This is a genomic window from Paenibacillus sp. 1182, assembly GCF_017833915.1.
GTDB lineage: Bacteria > Bacillota > Bacilli > Paenibacillales > Paenibacillaceae > Paenibacillus > Paenibacillus polymyxa_D.
The window spans coordinates 16,677-43,031 of record NZ_JAFICR010000005.1 but is presented as its reverse complement, the minus strand read 5'-3'; the positions used below and the strand labels follow the sequence as shown (position 1 = coordinate 43,031).

Here is a 26,355-nt window from a genome sequence, read left to right as displayed (position 1 = left end):
AGGAATGGATTTGTCCGTCAGGCAAAATCCTCCTGTATAAAATGTTATAAATGGGGATATCCTCGCTTCAAGTAATCGAGAGAAGGTGACTTCACAAGCATGTTGTATCTGTCCAGACCAGCCCGTGTGGCTTGTCTTTTATTGCTGTGTCTCCCCCTTCTGGTCCTGTTTCCTCACTCTTCGTGGGCTCATGCATTTGTCATTGAATCCAGTCCGACCGAAAATCAGGTTTTGGACAAGTCGCCTTCTCAGGTGACCATTACCTTCAATGAAGATTTGCAATCTGCCTTCATGTCGATCAAAGTGACCGACGAAACAGGCAAGCGGGTCGACACAGGAAAAGCACAGCTTGACCCGAATCACAAAGCCACCATGGAAATCCAATTGATCCCAGGGATGAAAAATGGAATTTACTCTGTTAGTTGGAGAGCTTTATCCGCAGACGGACATCCAGTTAATGGAGTTATTCCATTTCAAGTAGGCAGCGGTTCCAATGCGCCTACCCATCAAGCTACCGCACCTGAAGGCTCAGGGACATCACGAATCGACTTAATCGCTGTCCGTTGGTTTCTTTACATAGGACTATCGCTGCTTTTTGGAGCGATTTGTTTCCGGCTGTTCATCTTACCGAGCATAAGCCAAGACAAGAATCAAAGTGAACAGCATAAGCAAAATCAGCGGCCCTTTGAAACATCGCCCCGCTGGAATAAACTGCTATGGAGCGGCTACGGCATAACGTCTGCCGCCATTCTGATCAGCCTGCCACTTCAGGCTTCATGGGATGCCGGGGTTTCCATCAGGGAGGGCTTCTCACTCCCGATTCTGGGAGAAGCTCTCCAGTTTACTGGAGCCGGACAAATTTGGTTTATCCAGATGATTCTCGTGCTACTCCTAAGCGTAACGCTGATTTACGCGCTGGATTACAGCATTTCGAGTCGCCAGCGCCGTCTTTGGGGCTACAGCTCGGCTCTCCTAACGCTATGCCTCATGCTGTCCAAGGCCTTTGTCGGTCACCCGGCAGCGGCTACCCATCCAGCTCCAGCCATTGCGGCGGACTTCGTCCATCTCGCGGCAGCAGCCTTTTGGATCGGCTCACTTGCCGTCATGGTCGTGTGCCTGCCGGTTGCCGGAGCAGAGTTGCCCGTATCCGAGCGGGCAACTCTACGACAAGCCGCCTTGCGCCGCTTCGCCGGCTGGGGCATTGCTATGGTGGCGGCGTTACTCGCCACCGGTATATATGGAGCCGTGCTGTACATTCCGGCTCCCTCCATGCTGCTGAACACGTCCTATGGACTCGTTCTGCTCGGCAAGGCAGCGCTGCTGCTAGTCATGCTGGCCTTCGCGGCCAGCCAGTTCCGCAGCGCACGGCAAGCGGCGCCCAGCAAGCAAGCCGCCCGGGGATTGCGTGCCGAGTTGTCCGTCGGCCTGCTCGTGATGCTGTTGACTGCGGTGCTCACTCACCTGTCACCCGGTCAGGCACCTGCTGTACCGTTTGAGGAGACTCGCACTACGGGTGGATATAACGTTACCCTGGCAGTCAGTCCCAATGCTGTGGGCAGCAATGAATTTAAGGTATCCGTTCAGGACAGCAAGGGTGCTGCCGTTTCAGGAATCCAGCAGGTTACATTAACGCTCACTCCAGCAGACCCTGACCAAGATCAACAGGAATTTGTTCTACCTGTGAAGCAGCAACAGCCATTCCGCAGTCAGGAATTGATGACCTCCGAAGGAACATGGGCGGTAAAGGTACATGCTCTGACGGCTTCACTCGATGCGGTTGATGCTGAATTCACCCTGCATGTAGGCGGTAAGAAATAATTATTTTATACTTCAGGATTTTGTGAAATCCTCAGTTAAAAGGAGCGAATAATTGAATATGAATACAACAATTCAAACAGCAAAATCCAGATTTTCCAGGTTTGCGACCTCTGTGGGTCTAATCGCAGCGGGTGCCTTACTTTTTGCAGGTATGGCCAGTGCACATGTGACAGTCAAGCCTTCTGTTTCACAACCTAATGCGTGGGAAACGTACACATTGAAAGTACCCGTGGAAAAAAACATTCCAACCACCAAAGTCGCCTTGAAAATTCCGAAAGAGGTCGTTTTCAAACAATACGAGCCTGTACCGGATTGGAAGGTAGCCACCGAAAAAGACAGCTCTGGCAAAGTAATCACCGTGACCTGGACGACTGAAAAAGACGGCATTCAAGCAGGTCAATATCAGCGTTTCGGCTTTGTAGCGCAAAATGCAGACCAGAATACCGCAGCAGCCTGGGACGCCTTCCAGTATTACAGTGACGGAAGTATCGTGGAATGGACAGGCGACGAAGGAAGTAGCAATCCTCATTCCATTACCGAAATTACGACGGACGCCACGTCCGCAACCCCTGCACCTGCCGCAGACAGCGGACACGATTCGGCGGGTACGGCAGCAGGTCACGCGAGCACAGATACGACTAAAGATAGCAGCAGCCCCGCACCTGCTTCAAACAATGCTGTAGAAGCTGCACCTGCCGCTTCTGTTCCAGCCAGCTCTACTGCACAAACGACAGCTCTCGTCCTCTCGATCATTGCAGTCATTCTTGGTGCCGCAGCTGTTGGTATTGCACTCAAGCGCCGCAAGTAATCTGGGTTACGTATAAAGTTAAGATCGTTTTAAAAAGAAAAGCTGACACCTATTTAAAAGGGGTCAGCTTTTTTGGTATGAAAGAAAACGATTAATATTCAGCTTTAACACATATTCAGATTCATCTCATCCTATTATTTCACATTCACCTTTCTATCATTTTTTTGGTAAAATAGGTAGAACCCTCACGATTCTAACATGATAGCATTGCAATCTATTGAGCATAGGAGATCATAGGATGAAAATCGTAAATAAAGCTCTGTTATCTAGTGCTATTTTTCTGAGTACCACAGTGGGCATCTATAGCCCCTTGGCACAAGCTGAAGCCGGCAAGATCAGCATTATGCTGGACGGATATGCATTACCGTTCCCTGTACAACCTGCCATGATGAACGGCACGACCATGGTTCCCTTTCGTGCGATTTCTGAAGCTCTTGGCATTACAGTGAAATGGGACCAAGCCAGCCAAAGCATCACCGCTACCAAAGCGCAAGGTTCTGCTACCAAGCAGGTGATTCTAAAGATGGGTAGCCGCAATGCCACAGTGGACGGACAAGCGGTTCAACTAACAGCCGCTCCGCAAACCGTGCACGGCAGCACCATGATTCCGCTGGGCTTTTTCGGGCAGCAGTTTGGAGCCACGGTGAACTGGAACCAGGGAACACGGACGGTCTCCATTACATCGCCTCGTGAATCGATGTATACAGTAGGCTTCTATGCGCTGTCTTCCTTTGACCAAAAATCCAAAATACCGGATTTTAACGTCGTTGCCTTCGGCTGGAGTCGAATTGATACGAACGGACAATTTACCACAAACGGCAAAGAATACAAATGGCCTCAAGCCGCTGGAACTGTAACGCCAGAGTCCATTGTGCAGGAGGCAGACAGCCAGGGGACTTCCCCTTACCTGATGGTCTATTCCGGAGATGGCAATCACGAGCTGACCAAAGTTTTGGAAAATGCGCAGCTTCAAGAACAAACCATTTCCCAAATTGTCAGCACCGCCACCGACAAACAATTTAAAGGCATTTCGCTAGACCTGGAAGGATTGGGCTGGAGCGGCGACAAAGCCAAAGCTCGTTCAGACTACAACACCTTTATTAAAAAGCTATCGACCAAAGCGCATCAGGCCGGGCTCAAGCTCACCGTCGTTCTGCATCCGCTGAACAGCTCTTACTCTGGCTATGACTACAAAACGCTGGGCAATCTGGCGGACGACCTGATCATCATGGCCTATGATTATGGACAAAAGGCTACGCCTGAGCCTTTGGATAAAGTGGATGAAGCCATCCAACTGGCCTTGAAGGAAACCTCGCGGGACAAGCTCATTTTGGGGATTTCAATGGGTAGCGAAAAAGACAGTACCATTAACGCCAAGATCGGTTTAGCCAAACGTTATGACCTCAAAGGAATCGCTATCTGGCGCTTGGGCATCATTGGAGAAACGGCCTGGTCACAGATGAACGAAGCCATCGAGTTTAAATAAGTGTACATTTTATCCAAGTAAAACCGACCTTATTTCGCCCGCCAGATGATTTCTTATGAGTCTTCTATGAAATCATCTGGCGGGCTTTCTTCATTCCCTTTAACAAAAGTGCTTGCCTGATTTGGAAGTTGTCGTCACAGGCTCGCAACCCTGTTCTCCATAGAAGATCCCCCAGTCTCTCATAAAATCCAGCAATGGCCTTAACGTATCTCCTAACGGGGTAAGCGAGTATTCCACACGCGGTGGGTTCTCGTTATAAATTTCACGGTGCACAATGCCATCTCTCTCTAATTCACGCAACTGCAAGGTTAGCATCCGCTGTGTAATATTAGGCAAGGTCCGTCGAATTTCGTTATAGCGCCGCGGTCCTGTGGTCAAATGATACAAGATGACTCCCTTCCATTTGCCGCCTATAACCCCGACGGTTTTCGCTACCGGACATCCAAAATTAACGCTAACTGCATGTTCCATCTCCTGTGCCATGTATACCCTTCTTTCTGTAGAATGTGTAAACCAATAGCCTCAGACGTATGACAAGAAACAAATATGTGCGTACTTGTTCCCTGCAAAAACTTTCTATATGATAACTATATATTCGATATCAGCTCTCATTATAGTAGCAGAAAACCCATAGAGCACCAACTAAACCCATACCCAAAGGAGTACATTTTATGTCTAATACATCAGCTAAAAAACAGGAAATTCTGGACGCCTTTCTGTTCAGGCACGCCACGAAAGAATTTGATCCCAATCGCATCATACCGGAAGAGGATTTTCAGTTCATTCTCGAAACCGGGCGACTTTCTCCAAGCTCCGTCGGTTTTGAACCATGGCAGTTTGTAGTTGTACAAAATCAGGCATTAAGAGAGAAGCTGGCTGCGGTTTCCAGCGGTGGCCAAAAGCAGATTCCTGCGGCTAGCCACGTCATCCTGATTTTGGCGCGCAAGGATGTTCGTTATGATTCTCCTTACGTGGAGTATATGTATAAAGAGGTTAAAGGTATGTCTGAGGAGGAATTTGCCTCACTGCCAGGCCGCTATAAGATTTTCCAGGGTGAAAGTCAACACCTGCTGGAAAACGAACGTACGCTATTTGACTGGGCTTCCAAGCAAACCTATATTGCCTTAGGCAATATGATGACCGCGGCGGCTCAGATCGGTATTGACTCCTGTCCGATTGAGGGTTTTAACTACGATCAGGTGCATGCCATTTTGGAGGAAGAAGGACTGCTGGAGAACGGGCTGCTCGATATTTCAGTCATTGCTGCCTTCGGTTATCGCGCTCATGAACCCAAACGGGAAAAATCCAGACAACCCCTGGAAAAGGTCACACGCTGGATTCTGTAATCTAATATCCCGATTCTCTCCCAAACGATGAACATTGAAGCATCAAAAAAGCGGGCTTGCGGCACTTCATCTGAATGATGAACCTACCACAGCCCGTCTTTTTTAGGTCACTTCAATTTCTATTAAAATCCCCTTGGAAGCCAGGTTATCCAGGCACTCCTTCATATACTCATCGTCATGCTCCACATATGCACCCGCGCCTGCCAGTTCCTCACCCAGCTCTGCCTCCCAAGGCTCACACTGCTTACCGCGATACAAAGGCTGTTCCCATAGTGGGTCAACATTGTACCCTCTGCTTTTCATTTCGTCCATAATGAGCCTATGATAGCGCACCAGCAGCATGGGGTGATAATCGAACACATAATTCACCGTGGCGTGTGGCTTGCCCCACCCATTCCCGCGCAGGGCACAGCACTCACGATGTTGCCCCAGCAGTTGCGGACGGGGTAACTTGTCGATTAAATGTTCATGCCAAAGCCTCATGCTTCCACAACCCTATCTGTAGCTTTTTCTGATCTATTGGATTAGCATACGGATACCTGTCAGCACAATGCCGATCAGGAAGCCTGTAACTGCGCCATTAATACGTATCCACTGCAAATCCTGTCCCAGTTTGTCCTCCATCAGTGCAATCAGGGATTTGTTATCCATTTTGTCTACATTTTCGCGCACCAAGTTACCAATCCGACTATGGTTGGCTTCCACCAGTCCAGTAATACCTTCCACAATTCGCACATTAATCTTGTCCAGCAGCTCGGTATTCCCTCTTAAATCAGTCAACACTCGATCCAATAGCGGTAAAATATAGGTCTGCACATAGCTTCCGTCTTCCATGTAGTCCAATAAGCGTATACGCAGTTCCTCCATTTTTCCCAGCACCGACGCATCACCTTCCCAGGCTTCAACAAGGCTATCCTTCCAGCCGTTCAACCCTTCCTGAACCGTATCTTTCGTCGCCAATCGGGTCACCTGTGTTCTTAGACCATCCAGCACGGCCTGACGGCGCGGGTGCTCTTCCCTTTGCAGTTCTGCTACCTGATCCAGCAAAAAATGACGAATCATTTCACCCATACGCTCTTCGTTCAGATAGCCGAGGAATGCGTTCAAGGCAAACTGCATCAGTCCGCTCACCTGCAAACCGCTGACAGCCTGCATACCTAAGGTACCCAGCGTATAGCCCGTTTCGGGTCGCAAAAGCCAGGACTCGGCTTGTTCCAGCGTGTAATCCAGCGCGCGGCGATCATAACCCTTCTCGCTGGTCTGACGAGCAAGCGCCTCCAGCAGCGGTCCGGCGTCAAAGTCAGTCATCTGCCGCTTGAGCTCTGCCACGATGACCGGAGCCAATTCCGCGAGCGGGAGCGACTGGACGAGTCGCTTGGCAAGAACATCTATGGATGCCGCCGCCTCCGGCGTGCGCAAACCTTTTTCCACACCACCCAGCACCAAATCGGCCAAACGAATATCTGCAATTTTAGACGCGATGCTGTCTTTGTTTAGCAAGTTATTTTCCACCGTACTCACCAAGGCATTTGTGAGCTTGTCCCTATTTTTAGGAAGCAGCGCGGTATGTGGTATCGGAATGCCTAGCGGATGACGGAACAAAGCAGTGACAGCGAACCAGTCCGCCAGTCCCCCTACAAGTCCTGCCTCAAAAGCTCCGGCTAACAAACGAGCCCAGCCATATTGCTGGAAGGGCAATGTGGCTGCAAAGCCTGCCCCTAGAATAACAAGCGACCAAGCCGCTGCGGTTTTCGTATTTTTGGGTTTTCCCATCCTGTAATCCTCCAAACTGACTGTCGAGTAAGTAAAGCACTATACCTGTATTACCCATCATATCATTGCCCGTGTCATTTCCAAAGTTGAAAGCACTCTTGATGAAACGCGTAAGGCCACTTTTTGCGTAATTTTTTATGCATATATCTCTCTTTTTTACATTCATGTTCGTGAACTAAATCACAACACTAGGCCCAAAATCTCATTTTTAATAATAAGCCTTACGAACCATTTTATCAGAACCAAGTCCTAAATTTCTTAAACCGAAAGGAGAAGTGAAGGGAAAAGTTGAATGGGCATGTAAGATATCTTTTTCAGCACTAATTCTATCTTTGACCCCAGAAAGGATTTGAATCCATGATGACCTCAGAATTCTTTCAACAATATTCGACCTTTTATACGGATGATCAGGTTAGATGTCCATAAGAGCGAGGCTTCTATAAAACTTACAAACATATTTTGATATATAGACATATTTCATGTGATAAAATAAACTTTTATATATAGTAAATCATGTTTAATCAGCCATTATATATTGGTTAAATCAAACCAAGATAAGCTAGATAAAATTGCTTCTTTGTAAAGGAATTGAATATGACAACAGACCAAAAAAACAACGAGGGCCTCTGGAACGGCGAACCTGTCGTAATTGTGCGCACTCCCTCCGCTTTTGCCAAGCAATCCCTTTTATATATTCAGGAATTAGGCTACTTCCAAAAAACTTCTGCTTTTACGGTGGAAAGAAAAGAACTCGCCTCTTTTTTGCTTGTTTTTACGTTGTCTGGTAAGGGAGAATTACTATACCGGGACAAAAAATATATTTTAAAGCCTCATGATTTGTTTTTTATTAATTGTGAGGAGTATGTGCAATATAGCACCTCCGGTCATGAAGCCTGGGAGTTTATCAGCTTATACCTGTACGGCAACCTGATCGGAAACTTTTACGAACAATTTGCCAAGCATAATAAACCGGTAATATCCATGCATAATCCGTATATTATATTGGACAAACTGCATGCTCTGATTTGTGGGCAGTCTGACAGAAGTCTTTCCGCTGAACTGCTAACGTCCAGGCTCATTGGTGAAATACTGATGTGCATCTTGCAGCATCCCTATGATCACCAGCATGTGAATGCTGAAACCCTCAGCGAAGTACGTCGGGTACAGCAATATTTGGATCAGTCCTACTGTGAGCGAATAACACTGGACTCGCTGGCAGATATGTTTGAATTAAACAAGTTTAATCTGGCTAAAAATTTCAAAAAGCAGATCGGTTTCTCTCCGATTGATTATCTCATTAATGTCCGTATCACGGCCGCTCAAAGCTGGCTTAAAACCAGTGACATGTCCATTGTGGATATCGCAAGGTACGTAGGTATTCCCAATACGAGCCATTTTATTAACCTGTTCAAGGAGCATGTAGGAGAAACACCTCATTCCTTCCGCAAAAAGTGGGGGAACCGTTCCAAGCTGTAAATGAGAGGTTACATGAAACCAGTTTGATAGATGATAGACGCACAAGCTATTCAAGTTAATGGCAAAGCTGTCGAAAGGCAGTGACGCAAAACTATAGGGCCTTCCTATCCGGATGGCAGCCAGCTACCAGATGAACGAGCTTTTTATTATGCCCTTTTTTACATAGATCCACCACAATTTGCTATGCCTATCTCGAAAAAAGCCCTGATCGCTATGATCAGGGCTTTTTTTTCTATTGGGATAGTCATGTCAGCCTAGCATGCTGAATATACTAATTTCGAACGAAGCATTGCCATATTACGATGAATAGGAGAATCACTTGGAGCATGAGAACAAAAATAAATGTAATGATCATTGCCTTATTGCTCATTGTCCAAAGCTTTTTCAACGCAACACTGGCTTACGCAGATGCTCCAGCCCCAGAACTGCGGCAGAGTGCTGTATCCGATCCTACACATACCGTTACGGATGCTGTATACGGTGTCCCAAACCTTGAACCCCCCAGGGAGATTCCTTCAAACACGCCCCCCTTCGTTCAAGGAGCAGTCAGTTCAAAATCTCAACATGATGCAACTCCGCAGAGCATACTAACGAAGTTGAGCCTGACCGACGAATCAGGGCATGTCATTGATGCAGTATATAGTCCCGACAGCCAATTCGACATCGGATCAGCCATCCAACTAGGCTATGAATGGGAGCTTCCTGACAATACCTATAAGTCAGGAGACACTTTCACCTTTCACTTACCAGAACAGTTTGTCATCTACACTGATATCTCATCTCCGTTAGTCACTACCGACGGAACCGTGGGATACTTCACAGTAGATCGTCAGGGCAAGGTGATCATGACCTTTAACCCATATGTAGAGACTCATTCCAATGTCAGCGGCAAACTGCAAATCAAAACCGAGTTTACAAAAGAAATAGTGAAAGGTAGTACAGAGGTCATCATTGCGATTCCGATCAAAGGCGGGGTGCAAACGGTCGTCGTGAATGTAAAGCCCCAGTCAGGGCCGACCCTAAGCAAACAAGGGAAACTAGCTGGCACAAATCAGATCGACTGGACCATTGATGTGAACAAACAGCTAAACACCGTAAAGCATGCCTTCATCACCGATCCAATTCCTTTAGGACTGGAACTCAGAAGAGACTCTATCCGGCTCTATCATCTCCAAGTCAATATCGACGGATCGACCGTTGTTCGAGACCTAGTAAATGCGAGTGAATATGCCATTGAAGCAGATCAAGCCGGGACAGGGTTTGTGATTCGTTTTCAAGACGATAGCATGAACACAGCCTACCAGATTCAATATTCCACGCGCATTACTGGCGACGAAACTCGTTTTTCCAACACAGCAACGCTTTCAGGAGATGCGATAGAGAACGTTGCTGCTACCGGTACTGTTCAGGTAGAACGTGGTGAGTTTTTGTCCAAAAAGGTTGAAAAATATGATCATGCCACACAAACACTCTCGTGGGCCATACGATACAACTTCGGCGAGACAAAAATCCCCGAAGCCAAAGCTCTTTTAATTGATCATTTCAACAAAACTCAAGAATTGCTACCCGGTTCCTTGAAAGTATTTAAAGGAAACACGCTGGAGGAACTCCCATCGTGGGCGTATACTGTCATCCCAGTTGATTATCCGGACCGCAACGGCTTCAAACTTCAATTTAACTTTGACGTAGATTCAGCCTATACCATCCGATACCAGACTCAAGCCAGAGGCCGTGTCTATGAAAATGGAAAAGTTATAAACATCATAACCTCAGATGGAATCCAGAAGATCGTATCGACAGAAATCACAAGCGGAGTTATGACTAAAATGTATGACACACCCAATTACAACACCAAAATCATACCTTGGGTGATTACCATTAATACAGACTTGTACACCATGAAAAATATTGTCATTCACGATGTGTTTCCAAACGGGGGCTTGGCCTTGTTGCCGGACACCCTGAAAATTCAAACTGTTGACGGAACAACGGAGCTACGTGCCCCCACGGATTATGAGCTGATTCCGCTATCACAGGACTATAAACAAGGATTTACGCTCAAATTTCATAAAACCATTCATAAAGCTTATACGATCAAGTATTCAACCACCTATAACAATGACTGGAAAACGGATACGACGAAGCCTGAGTTTCGTAATAAATCCATTATAGAATACCAGTTTGAAGACGGAGAAACATCATCGCATGCCGTGGAGTGCCCGATCTGGCCGGACTTTATGACACAACGAAACGGTGCCAAGCAAGGAAGCTATAATGCGACCTCCAAGCTCATTACCTGGGACATTAAAGCCAACTACAATCGCAAGATCCTAAACCACGCTGAAGTGAGAGACCCCTTGCTGCAAGGTCAGAAGTTACTGCCCGGCTCCGTGAAAGTACACGATATGACCTTGCTGGGATGGTGGGATGGCGTACAAAAAGGGGCTGAAATCCCGGCAGATCAATACACCATTATCCCTCCCTCCGAGCAAAATGGGAATGAATTGCGTATCCAGTTCAAGGAGCAGATACAGACTCCCTACTGGATTACCTTTCAAACTTCATTGGAAGGAGAACTGATTGACAAGGAAATTCATAATCAAGCCCTTCTACTGGATGGACAAAAAACAGTCTCCAAATGGGCAGCGCAAGTCACGGTACCTCATGGTGGAGAATATGTATCTAAAGTCGGTACACAAAATGGAAATAAGATCGACTGGAGCATCCGCATCAATGAAGGACAGTCACATGTATCCAACGCTAAAATTATAGATCGGCCTAGCAGCAATCAAATCTTAATCGAGGATTCCTTTCATTTGTACTCTACAATCATCGCTGCCAACGGAAATACCACCAAGGGCACCGAGTTGATTAGAAACCAAGATTACAAGCTGTATATCAAAACAGATGCTCAAGGCCAGCAAACTTTTGAACTTGCTTTTGCCAAGGATATTTCCTCTGCTTTTATTCTTGAATACCAATCATTCATTCATGCTGAGGACAAAGCCAAAGTGAGTAATAAGGTTGCCTTTGAGGGGGATCGCTTGACGACAGAGATACGGGAAACCAGCCAGGAAATCATCGTACGAACGTCTTCCGGCTCCGGTTCCGGCGGGGGTGTGACCGAAAGTCTTGAGTTGACCAAGGTAGACCAGGATATGCCTGAGAAGGTACTGCCTGGCGCACAGTTTGCACTCTATGATAAAGGTCAAAAAAGAGCCCCTCTCATTCAGACCACCAATCAGGAAGGCAAAATCATCTTTTCCTCCTTGCTTCATGACGATTACATCTTGGAGGAATTGGCAGCACCGGAGGGCTATAAAATCACCGAGAGCAAGCTTGAGATCAAAATAGACGCAACACTGCGACAAAGCTCTGGTGTAAAAAAGATTGTGATCACCAACCGTAAAGAAAAGAAAAACGAACCAGGAACGCCTACTCATCCAGACCCGTCACCCCCGTCTGGAGGCTCAGGTAAGAAACATGACAGAGATCCGGAAATACCCGATACTCCGTCTGTAACCGTTCCTCCGTCATTGCCAATGTCTCCGGAGGACATAGCCCTTCTACAGGAGGAACCTGCACCTATACCGCCGGAGCCGCCAGCCGTCATGCCTCATCAAGATCCTTCTCCTCCGGTGGATTCGAAAGACGATCCCGAACCTAAGATCCGTGTCAAGGTTCCCGGGAAAGAGCCAGAAGAGCCAGAGGATCCACCTGCTGTACATCAGTTGCCCCAAACAGGTGAAAGCAGCCCCGTTCCGTTCTATTTGACAGGCATAGCGTTGGTTATGTGGGGCGTATTGTTGAAATTCAGACGGACGAACAAAAAATAAAATGGATCACCTGCCCTGATCTCTCGCCTCATTCCATTTCCGATTGGAATGAGCCGGGAATGGGGCATTTTTCAAAAAAATATGCATAATCCTACTTTGCTTAGGGGAGGCGAGATTGCTGAGTCTGCGTAAACTTTCCTACGTATTTATTTTGTTAGGCTTACTTTTTATTTTGTTTCCTAAAGCGACGGAATGGAATGAGGATCGGGAACAAAGCAAGCTATTAAAAGCAGCAGAACTACCATCAGGAAAAAGCGATGCGCTATGGCCCCCCAGTCTTACGGACAGCTATGCTCGCTTGTCCACTACTCTTACGGAAGTCCCGGCTCGTGAAGCACGACAAAATACTTCCACACCCCCTGTTACCATTGGAAGCGCTAATGAACAAACTCCCATAGCCACTATTAGTATAAGTCGTATTGCTTTAAAGCTCCCTGTATTGGAAGGCGCAACGAGGATAAATATGAGACACGCGGCTGTACATATGCCGGAAACGGGGACGCTGGGACAGGCGGGGAATGCCGCCATTGCTGCTCATCGAGCCCGCACCTCTGGACGTTTATTTAATCGTCTAAATGAATTGAAGATCGGGGATAAGATTGTTGTTAACACTCGGGGTAACCAATATGTATATAGCGTTTATAGCCTGAAGACGGTCGATCCTACGGACGTGTCTGTTCTGAAAAGCTTCAAAAAACAAAAGCTGCTCACCCTGATTACATGTGACCCTCTCATAAATCCCACCCATCGTCTCATTGTTCAGGCCAAACTAAGCACCTAAAGCCATTAAAGCGCCTATTTTTATGAGTAAAAATAAATCAGGCGGGCCATTCCTGTTCACTTACAGAAATATACCCGCCAATGTTCACATTACGATTCAGTTGGATTCTTGGCAATCAACTTGAAATCATCAAAGTGGAATCCTGGTGCAACCACACAGGTTACCAGTACGGGCTCATCCCCAAGCGGACGTGCCGTTTGCCATACTGCTCCTGGGACGAGTGCTTGTGGATGCTGTCCTGCCTCCACATCTGCACCAACAATAATCACAGTTTCTTCACCAGGCTCTTCTCCGCTTCCACCCAATTTCAACTCTACAGGGCTTCCGCTATGATATAACCACAGCTCATCAGAATGGACCACGTGCCACTCGGAGAACTCGCCCGGATGCAGCAAGAAATACGTAGACGAAGCTGCAAAGCGCGGACCAGAATACACATCCGGCAGTACAGGCTTCGGAATTTGAAAATGGGCCTTCCACATCTCTTTGTACCAGCCGCCTTCTGGATGGGGCTCCATGCCCAATGCCGTGACTAGCGGTGAAATAGCTTTCGTCATTGTCTAACCTTCCTTTACCCTAAATTCCTTCTTCCCTACTGTAAAACATAGCGTTGCTTTTGTCACGTTTCTCCCTTAGCTTGTCGGGGATCAATAAATTATGTGAAATTTGTTAACATAAAAATACGGATATTTACTCATTTTCATCATATAAATAATAGTTTACTAGTAAAAATCACACCAAAATACATTATACGTAAAGTTTTATGACATAAAATCTTGTTTTTTATTGTAAGCTTATAGTATCATGAGAGAAATTTTTAAATTCTAATAGAGCTTGATCATGTCAATCCGTCTACTAAGCTATGTATCCAAGCCTAAAAGGGGTGAGCTCTCTGATCCAGTTTCGCAATGTCAACAAGCATTACGGTCACTTTCATGTACTCAAAGACATTAATCTTCAGATTAAGGAGGGCGAGGTCGTCGTCATCATCGGTCCCTCCGGCTCGGGTAAAAGCACCCTGCTTCGCTGTATCAATCGTCTGGAAACGATATCGGATGGGAAACTGATCGTTAACGAGATCCCTGTACATGACAAAAAGATTGATATTAATGCCTTCCGTCGCAATATCGGGATGGTGTTCCAGCATTTCAATCTGTATCCCCACAAAAAGGTAATTGAAAACATTGTACTGGCACCTATGAAGGTACTGGGCATCTCGAAAGAAGAAGCTACTCAAACAGCCATCACTTATCTAAAGCGCGTCGGAATCGAGGAAAAGGCACAGAGCTACCCCGCCCAATTGTCCGGTGGACAGCAGCAGCGGGTCGCGATCGCCCGTGGGCTCGCGATGAATCCAAAAATCATGTTGTTCGACGAGCCTACTTCAGCACTTGATCCCGAAACGATCGGAGAGGTGCTGGATGTTATGCGCTCGCTCGCCCATCAGGGCATCACAATGGTCATTGTCACTCATGAAATGGGCTTTGCACGTGAAGTAGCAGACCGCGTGATTTTTATGGACAAAGGACAGATTTTGGAAGACAGCCAACCTGCCGAATTTTTTCAGAATCCGGGTGAAGAACGGGCTCGCCTGTTCCTGAGCCGTCTGATTCATCATTAAACAGACTACCAATGTAGCGTAAATCGAAAGGGGAATGTTCTGATGAGAAAAAGATTTCAATGGAGTACTTTGGTGCTGGTAGCTTTATCTTGTCTGCTCGTCTTGGCAGGCTGTGGAGGCAAAGAAGGAGCGGCAACGTCGGGGAATGAGTCGGCAGCAGCCAACGGGCTGGAAGCGATCAAACAGCGTGGCAAACTGGTCGTTGGTGTGAAATACGATACCAAGCTGTTCGGACTGAAAGACCCGGCTAGCGGAAAAGTAGAAGGCTTTGATATCGACATCGCTAAGGCTGTAGCCAAACATATTTTTGGCGATGAAACCAAACTTGAACTAAAAGAGGTCACGTCCAAAACACGAATCACCTTATTGCAAAACGGGGACATCGACGCCATTATCGCGACGATGACCATTTCGGATGAACGTAAAAAGCAGGTTGATTTCAGCGACGTTTATTTTAACGCCGGGCAGTCTCTGCTCGTGAAAAAGGGGAGCCCCATCACCGGGCTGGAGTCTCTGACCCCAAAAACCAAGGTGCTCGCCGTGAAAGGCTCTACCTCCGCCAAAAATATCCGCGAAAAAGCACCTGAAGCAACGATATTGGAATTCGAAAACTATCAGGATGCTTTCAACGCCCTCAAAGCAGGCAAAGGAGAAGCGTTGACTACGGATAACTCTATTCTGCTCGGCATGCAGCAGCAAGACCCGAATTATACTCTTGTAGGCGGGAACTTCACAGAGGAACCTTACGGCATTGCAGTAAAGAAGGGACAAACTGAACTGCTACAAGCTATTAATGATACGATCAAGGAACTGAAAAGCAACGGTGAATACGATAAGCTCCACGAGCAATGGCTTGGGGTTAAACCCGAATAGTATTCTTGTGAAGGAGCCGCGATTGCGAGCTCCTTCCTTTCTTAGGTCTGGATAAGGAGGTACATTCACAGATGCTTACTTTTGATATCAACGTACTTTTTGATCATAGCGACCGTTTCAGAGAAGGCTTGCTTCATACCGTTCAAGCTAGTGTCATTGCCTTGGTTGGAAGCTTTATTCTGGGGGCTATTATTGCCATCCTCCGAATTGCGCCTTTTAAATGGCTGAACTGGATCGGTACCGTCTATGTAGAGGTCATCCGCAATATTCCATTGCTGATCGTCGTACTGTTTTTTTATCTCGGGCTTCCCACTTTGGGCATCCCTTTGGACGGATTCATATCTGGAACGCTTGGATTGACCGTATACACGGCCTCCTTTATTGCTGAAGCCATACGTGCCGGCATTCAATCTGTGCCCAAGGGGCAATTTGAAGCGGCAAGGTCCTCCGGGTTGAGTTACAACCAGACGATGATCAGCATTATTTTACCGCAAGCCATCAAAATTGTACTGCCTGCGATCGGCAACCAATTCATTAATCTGGTCAAAAACTCTTCCGTGCTGGCTATTGTGGCCGGACTGGACCTAATGTATTACTCGGACCTCATTAACTCGGATACCTTCCTGCCCATCACAGTCTACGCCATCACGGCGCTGTTGTATCTTATCTTGACGGTTCCGCTTAGCTTTCTTGTACTATATATGGAACGGCGTCTGTCCAAAACATCCTAAGGAGGGAAGCCCGTATGGATTTCGGTGGATTGTTTGTATGGCCTAATGTGCGTTTTATACTGGAGGGCTTCCTGCTCACGCTGGAGGTTGCTATTTACTCTATCGTGTTCAGCTTCGTTCTCGGTATCTTATTCGGCATCCTGCGCTATACTCGCTTACCTGTCATTTCACAGGTTGCAGCCTTTATCATTGATCTCATTCGCAATCTTCCATTATTGCTCATTATTTTCTTCATCGGCATGGTTTTACCATCTATCGGTCTTTCCATTTCCCTCAAGTGGGCAGCCATTACAGGCCTGTCGATCTTCGAGGGAGCCATGATTGCTGAGATTGTGCGTAGCGGTCTGAATTCGGTCCATAAAGGACAGGTGGAAGCCGCACGTTCCTCTGGTCTAAGCTATTCTCAAACCTTATGGCATATCATTCTGCCCCAAGCGCTTCGTCGCATGGTGCCCCCGATTGTCAGCCAGTTCATTTCCCTATTCAAGGATACCTCACTGGCTGTCATTATCAGTTTGCCGGAGCTGACGCATAATATTCAGATTGTCGGTGGGCAAAATCAATCCTTTGTCATTCCAGCCCTGCTGTTCGCAGCTTTCCTGTACTTTGCTGTCAATTACAGTATGTCACTGATTGCACGCAGGCTGGAAGTTCGTACACATTAAAGCTCGTGATACTCATCAGGGTTGCCACTAGTTGGAACGCACGGTTAGTACAGCTTGTATCTCTTTAATCAATTGCTTCAACGCTTCTCCCTGATAACGGCCAGACCGATAAACCAGCTCTAGCTGACCCTGGAGCACGTCGCACAAAATAGGTACAGTGCAAAATTGTGAGTGATCCAATTCTGTTGCAAGGGACTCCGTCTGTAGGGTTACGGCAAGTCCATCCTGCACCCAGCGCAGGATGGAAGGTATGGAATTGGTCTCCAAGACAGTTGCAAAGGGATACCCGTGATCACGGAAGCACTTCTCAATCAGTTTCCTGCCGGGATGACACTCTGGCTGCATCCCCCAGGGTACATGCCTCAATTCGTCCAGCGTAATGGAAGAACGGTTGGAAAACACATGCTCTACCGGAACAACAAGACAGTAGTTCTCCGTACGAAGAGGAAGCTGGACAAGCCTTTCATCCGTACCCGAATGCAGCGTGATGCCAACATCCACTCGGTTATCCAGCAGCTGTTCTGTGACATCAAATGATGGATGGATGTGCAAGCTGACTCTAGGAAATGACTGATGAAAATGGATAAACATTTCTTGTAATGGTTCCTCCAGCTCCGGTAATGCGATACCAATCCGCAAACTCCCGCGTTGCTCGGTGCGCAACTCCTCAATGGAAGCCTTTGCTTGCTGTAAATCCTTGAGCGCATGTGCACTGTGTTGCAGCAACAATTTCCCGGCATCTGTCATCTTAATTTTCTTGCCTGCACGGTCAAAAAGAGTCATGCCCAATTCCTCTTCCAACGCCTTAATTTGCAAGCTAAGTGTGGGTTGGGAGATTCCGATCTTTTCCGAAGCTTTCGTAAAATGCAGTTCCTCGCATACCGCAATGAAGTATTGAAGCTGACGTATCTCCGTCTTCCTTCTCTCCCTTCGAGAATCCCCAGAATGATTGCATAAAAGGTCAAAAGAAGCGCAAAATCGGATCAAACCGGTTCGCGCTTCTTCTTCAGGTTATTGCGCTTTTTTTAGATTATTGGGCTACTTCTGCTTTTTCCGCAGTCAACGTAATATTCGCAAACGTGTCTGCATCATACTCCTTGCCACGGGTAATATCGTAATTGGCTACCCGATTATTCACTGCCTCCAACGAGTAACGGAATAACGTCGGTACAATGGGTGCCTCCTCGCTCATATACGCCTGCCACTGATTGTATATATCTTTACGATAATTGTCGTCAAAGGCTTTCACAGACACCCCTTCCTGCAACAGCTTATCATTCTCTTCACTGGTAAAGCGCGAGTAGTTAAAGCTGGCTCCGCGTCCATACAGCCCACTAGGGTTTACATCTGTACCTGTACTCCATGCGCCGCCAAAAATATCAATGCCAGGGTCATCCTTCTGCACACGGTCATAGAAAGAATTGAACTCAAGCAGACGGCCGTCCACCAGCTCGACATGAAGCCCGACATCCTTCCAATTTTGCAAATAAAACTTCGCCAGCGATTCGGCTGTCGCATCCCCGCTCATTGCCGCATAATGGAGCACCAGTTCCTTGCCTTTGGGGTCCTCACGATATCCATCTCCATTGGTGTCCACATACCCTGCCTCGTCCAGCAGCTTTTTCGCCTTGTCCGGGTCATACGTGATGCCCTTTGCATTTATATCATGATACCCCTTAAAGGCAGGCGGAATCAGGGACGTTGCTGGAATCCGAAGCCCATGATATAGCTGCTTGCCGACCTGCTCGTTATTCAGCGCATAGCCGAGGGCCTGACGTAATGACTTGTTCGCCAGCTTGGCGTTCGGGTCTATGATATTTAGACTCTTGGCCTGATCGAATTTGCCCATCTTAAAGCCCACATAGCTATAAGATAATTCCTCCTGACCGAGAAACTGTACATTTTTCGGATTGCTGGCCTCATTGTAACGGGTGGTTGGATAGCTGGCCCAGTCAACCTCTCCACTTTTCAGCGCCTCGGTAATGACATTCGGGTTCACCACCTTCAGATGAAGGCCATCTAACTTGGGTACACCGTGAAAATAATCCTCATTTTTGACGAATTCCACAGATTCACCTGTGACCATAGATTTAATTTTGAACGGCCCATAGCCAATCGGATTTTTACGGACAGGATCAGATCCGGCCATATCCTTCACGGGAATGTTTTGAAATACCTTTTTCTCCAGTGGCGTAGACCAGAGTCCCGATTTCACCGAAGGATTGGGTTCTTTGAAATGAATGGTAACCTCTTTCTCATTCAGCACCTTGATGCCAGAAATGGTTTTGGCCTTACCCGCGTGATAATCCTCCATACCCACAATGTTGGTCATAAAGCTATCATAACGCGGACCTTCGTAGTCTTTATGACCGATCACTTCATAGGAAAAGGCATAGTCCTCTGCCGTTACGGGATTACCATCCGTCCAGTTCAGTTTGGGATCAATTTTCACAGTCACCGCCTTATTGTCTGGGGAAAAGGAAATCGTCGCCGCCCCTTTATTGTCAATATTCAGATTGGAGTCAATCGAAAACATAGAAGGGTAAAAAAACTGGAAGACTTCAAAATCAGGATTGCCATCATAAAATACAGGATTCAGAATGCCTTCAAAGGGGGTATCAGACACGAGTGCATAATTGATGATGCCACCCTTAATCGGTGCCTTATCGTTCTTGACCGCCTTCGCCAGCGCTGTCGCATTCACCTGTTTGCTGTCGGACCCTGAGCCGCCTGTACCGTCAGACGATTTCCCTCCATTTGAAGCGGAAGGCGAACCGCTGCATGCCGCCAATGAAAGTACTAAAATTGCAGATAGAACAGGCAGAATCCCTTTTTTCCAGTGTTTAACCATTGTAAATCCCTCCTTGTCATTGTCCTTATCCTTGAACTTCAGTTAACCCAATCGTTGTCTGGCATCCGTGGCGCGTTTGAGCGCCTGGCCAATAAAGTTAATCGCCAGCATTAACACCAAAATAAGCAGTGAGGCAGGTAACCACATCCACCAGCTATTCTGCAAAACATCCGGGTCATTGGCATAACTCACCAGTGTACCCAAGCTTGGCGTAGATTCCGGTAAGCCAAAGCCGAGATAAGAAAGCCCGGTCTCAATCCCGATATTTCCCGCGAGACTGAGGGTCAGATTGACGATCACGACCGAGCTAAGATTGGGCAGCACGCCAAACCAGATGATTTTCCAATTGGGTGTGCCAAGGGTTTTGGAAGCCTGCACATAATCCAGTTCGCGCTCCGACAACACTTTGGCCCGGATCAGGCGTGCTTTTCCAATCCATAAAAAGGCAGTCATGATAAAAATAAAGGACCCTATGCCGCTTTTGGGTACAATGCTGACAAATACGATGACCAACATCAAAAATGGAAGCACCAAAATAAAATCAATGATCCGCATGATGATGTTATCGACCATTCCCCCATAAAAACCAGCCAGTAAACCTAATGTTAAGCCAATAGCGGCGGATAACAATGTAATCGTAAAGCCAATAGTGAAGGAATTGCGGGCTCCAATGACCAGTTGGCCGAAAATATCTCTGCCCGCTCGATCTGTCCCCAGCCAATGCACTGAGCCTGGAGCTTCACGAATCGCGCCCAAATCGACCGTCGTGACTACATCCTGATTGACAAACAGGACAGAGGCATATATAAAGATCAAGAACAGAATCACAAAGCCAATGGAAACCAAGGCCTTTTTGTCACGCACCAGCTCACGACGTAGTACAGACCAACTGGATGGTGATTTACGAATGATTTCCGGCGTGAAAACCTCCTCCACCTGTATAGACACCATAATCCCTCCCTTTCTCTAGACTTGTTCGCTATTCAATTCGAATGCGGGGATCGACCTTGCTCAGGATGACATCAGATAAAAGGGTCCCTAATAGTGCCAAGAAGCCAGAAATCATGACCAGCGCGTTCACGACTGAAAAATCCCGTTGAGTGATGGACTGAAGAAATAATTGGCCCAACCCCGGATAACCGAAAATAGATTCAAGAAAAATGTTGCCTGCAATGACTCCCGTCAGGTCATAGCCCAAAAAGGCAGCAATCGGCAATAGAGAGTTTTTGAAAATATGGCGGGAATAAATTTTACCTTCGGGTACCCCTTTGGAACGCGCTGTTTTCACAAAATCCTTCAGTCTTGTGTCAATGACCTCATTGCGCAAATACTGAATCGTAGCCGTTGTACTGAGCAATGCGCCTGTAACCGCCGGTAAAATGAGATGATACGACTTGTTCACGTAATATGACCATGCCCCCGGCTCCACACCTACATCCACACTGCCGCTGGTTGGAAACCAGCCGAGCCTAAAGCCGAATACATACAGCAGCAGCAACGCGAGTATAAATAGAGGTGTCGCAAAGCTGAGATAGGTATAGCCCACTACGGTTTTGTCCAGCAGACTATGCTGATAACGACCGCTGAGTACGCCGAGCGGGATGGCGATCAGATACGTCAGAACCAGAATGACTACGCCCAGAAAGAACGTGTTCCCCAGACGGCTGCCAATCAGATCGGTAACGCTAATTTTATGTACATAAGATTTGCCCAGATCCCCGTGAGCAAGCTGGACGAGCCAGTTCCCATACTGCATCCAGACCGGGTCATTCAGTCCCAGTCTTTGTCGCTGCTCTTCCAGTGCAGCCGGATTTAGATTGGGAGTTGAAGTGATGAGCCCTGTCAAGGCATCCCCTGGCATAGCCTTAGCTAGGAAAAATATAAGCACGCTCAGTGCAAAAAGTTGAGGGATCATAACCAGTAGCCGACGCAGTGTAAATTTCCACATATTCTGTACCCCCTTATGGTAGCGCGACTTGATGGGATGGACTTACTGATTTTAGTGCAAACGGTTTTCCACTCGCGTCTAGATGTTTGGGTAGCTCTGTTTTGTAGGAGGATAAAAGCATTCGCCTTTTTTGAGCATTTTCCAGCCGTTTTGTAGGATCAATATTGGGAATGGTTGCAATGAGGCGCTGGGTATACAGATGCTGTGGACGCTCATAAATATCTTGCTCGCTCCCCTGCTCCACTAGACGGCCCCGATACATAATACCGATTTGGTCGCACATATGGCGGATAATACCTAAATCATGGCTGATGAACAAATACGTCAAATTAAATTCCTGCTGCACATCCTTCATAAAATTAAGCACCTGTGCCTGCACGGAAACGTCCAGTGCTGACACTGGCTCATCAGCAATGATCAGCTTGGGGTTTAATGTCAGCGCACGCGCGATCCCGATCCGCTGTCGTTGCCCCCCGGAAAATTCATGCGGATATTTATAGGCTGCATCGGCGTTCAAGCCGACCTTTTCCAGCAACGTCTGTACTTTTCTCCGTTCTTCCTCACTACTCAGCCTTTCAAAATTTCGCAGCGGTTCAGCAATGACATCCAATACGCGCTTACGCGGGTTAAGCGAAGAGTATGGGTCCTGAAAAATCATCTGAATATCTCTACGCAATGGATGACGATTGTTACTACTTAGAGCTGCAAGGTCCTTTCCTTTAAACAAAATCCGTCCGCTCGTCAGCTTATTTAGACCGATGATCGTCCTGCCTGTCGTCGTTTTCCCACAGCCAGACTCCCCCACCAGCCCGTAGGTCTGGCCTGCCTCAATGCTGATCGACACGCCATCCACTGCTTTCACCTGATCGATAACACGCTGGAAGAAACCACCGCGCACCGGATAGTGCACCCTCAAATCATTTAACTCCAGTAGTGCCATGAGCAGCCTCCCCCTTTGCCTCGTCTTCAAAATGAAAATGCTGATAACATGTACAACGGACCCAATGTCCAGGGGAAATTTCATTTAATTGGGGATGGTCTTCATGCACCCTCTGCTGAATCCAGGGAATACGTGGAGCAAAGCGGCAGCTATTGCGGGGGATATCTTGTAATGAGGGAACAATGCCGCCGATGACATGCAGTGATTCCCCCTTGGTATGCGATCCCGGCATGGAAGCAAGCAAAGAACGCGTATACGGATGCTGTGGTTGCCTGAATAATTCAAAAACATCAGCGCTCTCCACGATTTCTCCGGCATACATGACCACCACGCGGTCGGCTACTTCTGCCACAACACCAAGATCGTGCGTAATCAGGATAATACCGCTCCCAGTCTCCTGTTGAAGCTGTTTGAGCAAGTCGAGAATTTGCGATTGGATCGTTACATCGAGCGCAGTCGTCGGCTCATCTGCAATAATAAGAGAAGGTCGGCAAGCTATGGCAATCGCGATCATCACACGCTGCCGCATCCCTCCTGACAGTTCATGCGGATACTGATCATACACACGCACTGGATTCGGTATATCTACACTTTCCAGCAGCTCCAGCACACGTTCCCTTTTTTGCTTCGTAGATAGTGACGTATGATAATCGAGATTTTCCTCAATCTGCTTGCCAATGCTCATCAACGGGTTGAGTGCTGTCAACGGGTCCTGAAAGATCATGCCAATTCCCGCTCCGCGGATTTTATTCATTTGCCCTGAGGAAAGACGGTTCAAGTCCGTTCCTTTAAAAAAGACCTCCCCCTCTACACGCGTGCGTTCCATGTCATGCAGTTGCGGGATCGAAAGCGCTAACGCGCTTTTGCCACAGCCGGATTCTCCGACTACAGCCAGCACTTCATTGGGGTTGACCGTCAGATCCAGATGGTCGACTGCGGGGTGATATTGATCCTGGATGCGAAAAGATACGGATAATCCTTTAATTTCCAACACAGGTTCGGTATTCAATGCGCGCTTCCTCCATTCTCCATGGTCTTGTCCCGCTTATTCTCACCATGTTTGATGTTTAAAACCTCTCATGAACATTACATACCGTTTTTGTCGGAATAATTTGAATACATCCTATCACCAGTATATGGATATATCAATTAAGATTATGCTATCAACATCATTTAAAAAATCAATGATCCAGCAATAGTGCGGCCTTTCTGGCACAAAATGTAATGAAATAACCAACCACAGGTTAATTTTCATCACAAAAAAAGTCGCCTGATCCCTCAGCAGGGATCAAACGACTAACTAACCCAAGCTCACATTGAGCTCCTGACAATATAATTTACGAAGCCGCTCCATAGGAGCCAGACTTGAATGTTCTAGGATCGTACCATTTGTAGCCTGCTGCCGGAGCAGACCAAGGCTCAGGCTGTGGTTCCGTGGACGCCGCAGGCTCTTCGAATGGCAGAAGCTTCGTTGGTTGATCCAGAGTCAAACCTGCCACATCGGACAATTTCGTGTAGTCCTGCTTCCATGCAAGCCATTGAACCGTTTGCACCAGGAAGGTTGAATCATCCACTTCTTTGAAGCCATCATATGTCTTCTTCGACTGTCCGTTTTCCTCACGCACATATTTCGGTGTAGCATCTTCTACAGGGGAAGAATCACCGATGAATGCTGCCTTGCCTTGGCCTACCTTGGAGATAGCGGCATAAGGTCCTTCCGCACGGCCCCCGCCGTTATAAACCCCCTGATCTACCGCATTACCCCATTTTTTCGTGCCTGAAGGGATGTAAGCAATGCCTTTAGCCTTGGTAGGATCAATAATAGCCAGCGTAGATCCTGCATGCATGGCAATCGAGCGCACACCCTTGGTAATACCGAAAGATTGATCTGCGGCTACAATGTCGGTAGCATTCACATCACCGAGCGCATTGTAACGGAAACGAACGCCAAAGTTGGCCGCCAGCCAATCGGAGCTTGTTAATCCTTGCATTGCCGGTGATGCAGCTTCTTCTGCAGTCATGCCTTTGGCCGGATTAGTATAGGCTCCACGACGGTAGCCATTCATAACCTCGGAGGAATCCCAACGGTTTTTGTTACGATCTGCATTATAATGATCGGAGATGAAGAAGACGCTCCCTCCGCTATTCACGTATTGCAGCAGGGCAGCCTGCTCGGATGCCTTAAAGGCAACATTCGCTTCACCAATAATGAACACATCATATTGGCGCAGCTTGTCATAGGTTATAGCCTGCTCTCCATAAGTAAAAGGAATGGGACGATTTAATGGGTCTACCGTAAAGCCTACATTACGCAGTCCATTGGCAAAGTCGGAGAAGGCGCCTTCAATGACCCAATCTGCTGCACCAGCGGTCTGTGCGTGCGTATTATCGAACAGCACCTTTTTGCCTTTTCCATCCGGCAATGTAGTACCGGGTTGACCCGGGTTGCCAGGTTCAGGTTCACCAGGTTCACCTGGTTCCCCCGGCTCGCTTCCGTTCACCAGTTCAACAGCGCTTGGGCTTTTCACTCCACCAAAATTATTGTAGGCGCCGAGTGTACCCGTCACACGGATTTTGCTGCCAATCAGCTCAGGATGGCCTGTTAGCCCAAATTGCCCTCTGTACGCGGATGTCAGCTGTACATCCAATAGATTAGACGTGCTACGTTCATTGGCCTGGTCGGCAATCAGTACGTTAAAATCATTCGCAAACGGAGAAGAAAAGTTAGCCGTTTTCGATCCGGTAGCATGTCCGACGATATAACCTTCTACCGTCACCGTACCTCCACTGCTTTGGCCCTGAAGTGCTTCAGCTACTGTCAATGCTCCCTCTGCCTTGACCTGACCGAACGGAACGAAGATCCCGATCAGCAGTGAAACGATCGCTGCTAGATGCAGCATCCCTTTTAAGCGTGAACCTGTGAACCGCAAGCCTTTTACCATACGTCAATATCCCTCCTATGATTTCCATAAATGTACTTGTCCTCTATCAGATTAGCCGCCAATCTTCTAATTCCTTCCTGATTTCATCCATAATTATGTAAACTTTAATCTTTTTTATTGGAAATGCACCTGTTTATGTAAAAATTAAACCCTGTGATTGACACCGAGCACGTCATACATTACGCTAAGAAAGACATGTAGAACGGTATACGCGAATGAAGATGACGGGAGAGTCTGTCCAGGGGGCTTACACTCTGGCGGCACCGAAGGAGCAAGACGCCAGCACCCGGCTGGCGGATAATCTCTCAGGTCCATGTATCGTCATCTGACGCAACTCTGGAGAGAGCGCAAGCCACCCAAGGGGTAAGGCGGTAAGAACACCGCACGAAACTCTCAGGTAACGAGGACAGAGATAAGGGAAACTTCCTTATCCTGTCCTTTTTTGTGCTCACATTGTGCG

22 protein-coding genes and 2 riboswitches are annotated in these 26,355 nt (G+C 47.4%); of the genes, 11 read left to right on the top strand and 11 right to left on the bottom strand.

Annotated features, from left to right (window positions below; all coding sequences use genetic code 11):
• Positions 1-99: 99 nt before the first annotated feature.
• From JOD82_RS11640 to JOD82_RS11630, 3 genes are all read left to right on the top strand, one after another.
• The gene (locus tag JOD82_RS11640) at positions 100-1,818 is read left to right on the top strand and encodes a copper resistance CopC/CopD family protein (RefSeq protein ID WP_069010748.1); all 1,719 of its coding nucleotides are present in this window, start codon (positions 100-102) and stop codon (positions 1,816-1,818) included.
• A gap of 58 nt (positions 1,819-1,876) precedes the next feature.
• Positions 1,877-2,626 (top strand): YcnI family copper-binding membrane protein, encoded by a 750-nt coding sequence (locus tag JOD82_RS11635; RefSeq protein ID WP_209949257.1) that lies wholly within the window; start codon positions 1,877-1,879, stop codon positions 2,624-2,626.
• 238 nt (positions 2,627-2,864) lie between these two features.
• A complete protein-coding gene (locus JOD82_RS11630) occupies positions 2,865-4,112 on the top strand; it encodes a stalk domain-containing protein (RefSeq protein ID WP_209949255.1) in 1,248 nt (415 codons plus the stop codon).
• A 99-nt stretch (positions 4,113-4,211) separates the two neighbouring features.
• Here JOD82_RS11630 and JOD82_RS11625 read toward each other — a convergent pair whose 3' ends face one another.
• The gene (locus JOD82_RS11625) at positions 4,212-4,595 is read right to left on the bottom strand and encodes a winged helix-turn-helix transcriptional regulator (protein WP_023986690.1); all 384 of its coding nucleotides are present in this window, start codon (positions 4,593-4,595) and stop codon (positions 4,212-4,214) included.
• Between the two features lie 188 nt (positions 4,596-4,783).
• On the opposite strand from JOD82_RS11625, the gene JOD82_RS11620 reads away from it, so the two are divergent.
• Positions 4,784-5,458, top strand: coding sequence for an NAD(P)H-dependent oxidoreductase (locus JOD82_RS11620; RefSeq protein ID WP_029514680.1), 675 nt, complete (start codon positions 4,784-4,786; stop codon positions 5,456-5,458).
• A 102-nt stretch (positions 5,459-5,560) separates the two neighbouring features.
• Here the strand turns inward: JOD82_RS11620 and JOD82_RS11615 are convergent, their stop codons facing one another.
• Complete coding sequence (locus JOD82_RS11615) at positions 5,561-5,941, bottom strand: TIGR02328 family protein (protein WP_029514679.1); 381 nt, start codon at positions 5,939-5,941, stop codon at positions 5,561-5,563.
• A 33-nt stretch (positions 5,942-5,974) separates the two neighbouring features.
• A complete protein-coding gene (locus JOD82_RS11610; protein ID WP_209949253.1) occupies positions 5,975-7,231 on the bottom strand; it encodes a DUF445 domain-containing protein in 1,257 nt (418 codons plus the stop codon).
• Between the two features lie 594 nt (positions 7,232-7,825).
• Here JOD82_RS11610 and JOD82_RS11605 point away from each other — a divergent pair.
• The 3 genes from JOD82_RS11605 to JOD82_RS11595 all read left to right on the top strand — a co-directional run bounded on the left by JOD82_RS11605 (position 7,826) and on the right by JOD82_RS11595 (position 13,324).
• Positions 7,826-8,707, top strand: coding sequence for an AraC family transcriptional regulator (locus tag JOD82_RS11605; RefSeq protein WP_029514677.1), 882 nt, complete (start codon positions 7,826-7,828; stop codon positions 8,705-8,707).
• A gap of 50 nt (positions 8,708-8,757) precedes the next feature.
• Positions 8,758-8,838: riboswitch (cyclic di-GMP riboswitch) on the top strand.
• Between the two features lie 195 nt (positions 8,839-9,033).
• The gene (locus JOD82_RS11600; RefSeq protein ID WP_209949251.1) at positions 9,034-12,543 is read left to right on the top strand and encodes an LPXTG cell wall anchor domain-containing protein; all 3,510 of its coding nucleotides are present in this window, start codon (positions 9,034-9,036) and stop codon (positions 12,541-12,543) included.
• 115 nt (positions 12,544-12,658) lie between these two features.
• Positions 12,659-13,324 (top strand): class D sortase, encoded by a 666-nt coding sequence (locus JOD82_RS11595; RefSeq protein WP_209949249.1) that lies wholly within the window; start codon positions 12,659-12,661, stop codon positions 13,322-13,324.
• An 89-nt stretch (positions 13,325-13,413) separates the two neighbouring features.
• Here JOD82_RS11595 and JOD82_RS11590 read toward each other — a convergent pair whose 3' ends face one another.
• Positions 13,414-13,881 (bottom strand): cupin domain-containing protein, encoded by a 468-nt coding sequence (locus JOD82_RS11590; RefSeq protein WP_013308442.1) that lies wholly within the window; start codon positions 13,879-13,881, stop codon positions 13,414-13,416.
• Between the two features lie 326 nt (positions 13,882-14,207).
• Between JOD82_RS11590 and JOD82_RS11585 the strand changes: the two genes are divergently transcribed.
• From JOD82_RS11585 to JOD82_RS11570, 4 genes are all read left to right on the top strand, one after another.
• Positions 14,208-14,945, top strand: coding sequence for an amino acid ABC transporter ATP-binding protein (locus JOD82_RS11585; RefSeq protein WP_312887690.1), 738 nt, complete (start codon positions 14,208-14,210; stop codon positions 14,943-14,945).
• A 42-nt stretch (positions 14,946-14,987) separates the two neighbouring features.
• A complete protein-coding gene (locus tag JOD82_RS11580; RefSeq protein WP_209949247.1) occupies positions 14,988-15,818 on the top strand; it encodes a transporter substrate-binding domain-containing protein in 831 nt (276 codons plus the stop codon).
• A 71-nt stretch (positions 15,819-15,889) separates the two neighbouring features.
• Positions 15,890-16,549: an amino acid ABC transporter permease gene (locus JOD82_RS11575; RefSeq protein WP_209949245.1), complete on the top strand. Its 660-nt coding sequence runs from the start codon at positions 15,890-15,892 to the stop codon at positions 16,547-16,549.
• Positions 16,550-16,563: 14 nt separating this feature from the next.
• Positions 16,564-17,214: an amino acid ABC transporter permease gene (locus tag JOD82_RS11570; RefSeq protein ID WP_039270255.1), complete on the top strand. Its 651-nt coding sequence runs from the start codon at positions 16,564-16,566 to the stop codon at positions 17,212-17,214.
• A gap of 27 nt (positions 17,215-17,241) precedes the next feature.
• On the opposite strand, the gene JOD82_RS11565 is transcribed toward JOD82_RS11570, so the two are convergent.
• The 7 genes from JOD82_RS11565 to JOD82_RS11535 form a co-directional block, all read right to left on the bottom strand.
• Positions 17,242-18,201 carry a LysR family transcriptional regulator gene (locus tag JOD82_RS11565; RefSeq protein ID WP_165147906.1) on the bottom strand — a complete coding sequence of 320 codons (960 nt, stop codon included), beginning with the start codon at positions 18,199-18,201 and terminating at the stop codon, positions 17,242-17,244.
• A 43-nt stretch (positions 18,202-18,244) separates the two neighbouring features.
• Positions 18,245-20,065 carry an oligopeptide ABC transporter substrate-binding protein gene (gene opp4A, locus JOD82_RS11560; protein WP_209949243.1) on the bottom strand — a complete coding sequence of 607 codons (1,821 nt, stop codon included), beginning with the start codon at positions 20,063-20,065 and terminating at the stop codon, positions 18,245-18,247.
• Between the two features lie 42 nt (positions 20,066-20,107).
• Positions 20,108-21,016: an ABC transporter permease gene (locus tag JOD82_RS11555; RefSeq protein ID WP_209949241.1), complete on the bottom strand. Its 909-nt coding sequence runs from the start codon at positions 21,014-21,016 to the stop codon at positions 20,108-20,110.
• A 28-nt stretch (positions 21,017-21,044) separates the two neighbouring features.
• Positions 21,045-22,013, bottom strand: coding sequence for an oligopeptide ABC transporter permease (gene opp4B, locus JOD82_RS11550; protein ID WP_029514667.1), 969 nt, complete (start codon positions 22,011-22,013; stop codon positions 21,045-21,047).
• Positions 22,014-22,026: 13 nt separating this feature from the next.
• Positions 22,027-22,953: an ABC transporter ATP-binding protein gene (locus tag JOD82_RS11545; protein WP_209949239.1), complete on the bottom strand. Its 927-nt coding sequence runs from the start codon at positions 22,951-22,953 to the stop codon at positions 22,027-22,029.
• On the bottom strand, positions 22,931-23,962 hold the full coding sequence (locus JOD82_RS11540; protein WP_209949238.1) for an ABC transporter ATP-binding protein: 1,032 nt from the start codon (positions 23,960-23,962) through the stop codon (positions 22,931-22,933). The genes JOD82_RS11545 and JOD82_RS11540 overlap by 23 nt, the downstream gene beginning before the upstream one ends.
• Positions 23,963-24,290: 328 nt before the next feature.
• Entirely contained in the window at positions 24,291-25,895 is a 1,605-nt protein-coding gene (locus JOD82_RS11535; protein WP_209949236.1) for a DUF6359 domain-containing protein, read from the bottom strand.
• A 215-nt stretch (positions 25,896-26,110) separates the two neighbouring features.
• A riboswitch (glycine riboswitch) is annotated at positions 26,111-26,226 on the top strand.
• Positions 26,227-26,355 lie beyond the last annotated feature (129 nt).

Coding starts and splice junctions, on each gene's coding strand:
- JOD82_RS11640 (WP_069010748.1), top strand. CDS start 100: ATGTTGTATCTGTCCAGACCAGCCCGTGTGGCTTGTCTTTTATTGCTG.
- JOD82_RS11635 (WP_209949257.1), top strand. CDS start 1,877: ATGAATACAACAATTCAAACAGCAAAATCCAGATTTTCCAGGTTTGCG.
- JOD82_RS11630 (WP_209949255.1), top strand. CDS start 2,865: ATGAAAATCGTAAATAAAGCTCTGTTATCTAGTGCTATTTTTCTGAGT.
- JOD82_RS11625 (WP_023986690.1), bottom strand. CDS start 4,595: ATGGCACAGGAGATGGAACATGCAGTTAGCGTTAATTTTGGATGTCCG.
- JOD82_RS11620 (WP_029514680.1), top strand. CDS start 4,784: ATGTCTAATACATCAGCTAAAAAACAGGAAATTCTGGACGCCTTTCTG.
- JOD82_RS11615 (WP_029514679.1), bottom strand. CDS start 5,941: ATGAGGCTTTGGCATGAACATTTAATCGACAAGTTACCCCGTCCGCAA.
- JOD82_RS11610 (WP_209949253.1), bottom strand. CDS start 7,231: ATGGGAAAACCCAAAAATACGAAAACCGCAGCGGCTTGGTCGCTTGTT.
- JOD82_RS11605 (WP_029514677.1), top strand. CDS start 7,826: ATGACAACAGACCAAAAAAACAACGAGGGCCTCTGGAACGGCGAACCT.
- JOD82_RS11600 (WP_209949251.1), top strand. CDS start 9,034: ATGAGAACAAAAATAAATGTAATGATCATTGCCTTATTGCTCATTGTC.
- JOD82_RS11590 (WP_013308442.1), bottom strand. CDS start 13,881: ATGACGAAAGCTATTTCACCGCTAGTCACGGCATTGGGCATGGAGCCC.
- JOD82_RS11580 (WP_209949247.1), top strand. CDS start 14,988: ATGAGAAAAAGATTTCAATGGAGTACTTTGGTGCTGGTAGCTTTATCT.
- JOD82_RS11575 (WP_209949245.1), top strand. CDS start 15,890: ATGCTTACTTTTGATATCAACGTACTTTTTGATCATAGCGACCGTTTC.
- JOD82_RS11570 (WP_039270255.1), top strand. CDS start 16,564: ATGGATTTCGGTGGATTGTTTGTATGGCCTAATGTGCGTTTTATACTG.
- opp4A (WP_209949243.1), bottom strand. CDS start 20,065: ATGGTTAAACACTGGAAAAAAGGGATTCTGCCTGTTCTATCTGCAATT.
- JOD82_RS11555 (WP_209949241.1), bottom strand. CDS start 21,016: ATGGTGTCTATACAGGTGGAGGAGGTTTTCACGCCGGAAATCATTCGT.
- opp4B (WP_029514667.1), bottom strand. CDS start 22,013: ATGTGGAAATTTACACTGCGTCGGCTACTGGTTATGATCCCTCAACTT.
- JOD82_RS11545 (WP_209949239.1), bottom strand. CDS start 22,953: ATGGCACTACTGGAGTTAAATGATTTGAGGGTGCACTATCCGGTGCGC.
- JOD82_RS11535 (WP_209949236.1), bottom strand. CDS start 25,895: ATGGTAAAAGGCTTGCGGTTCACAGGTTCACGCTTAAAAGGGATGCTG.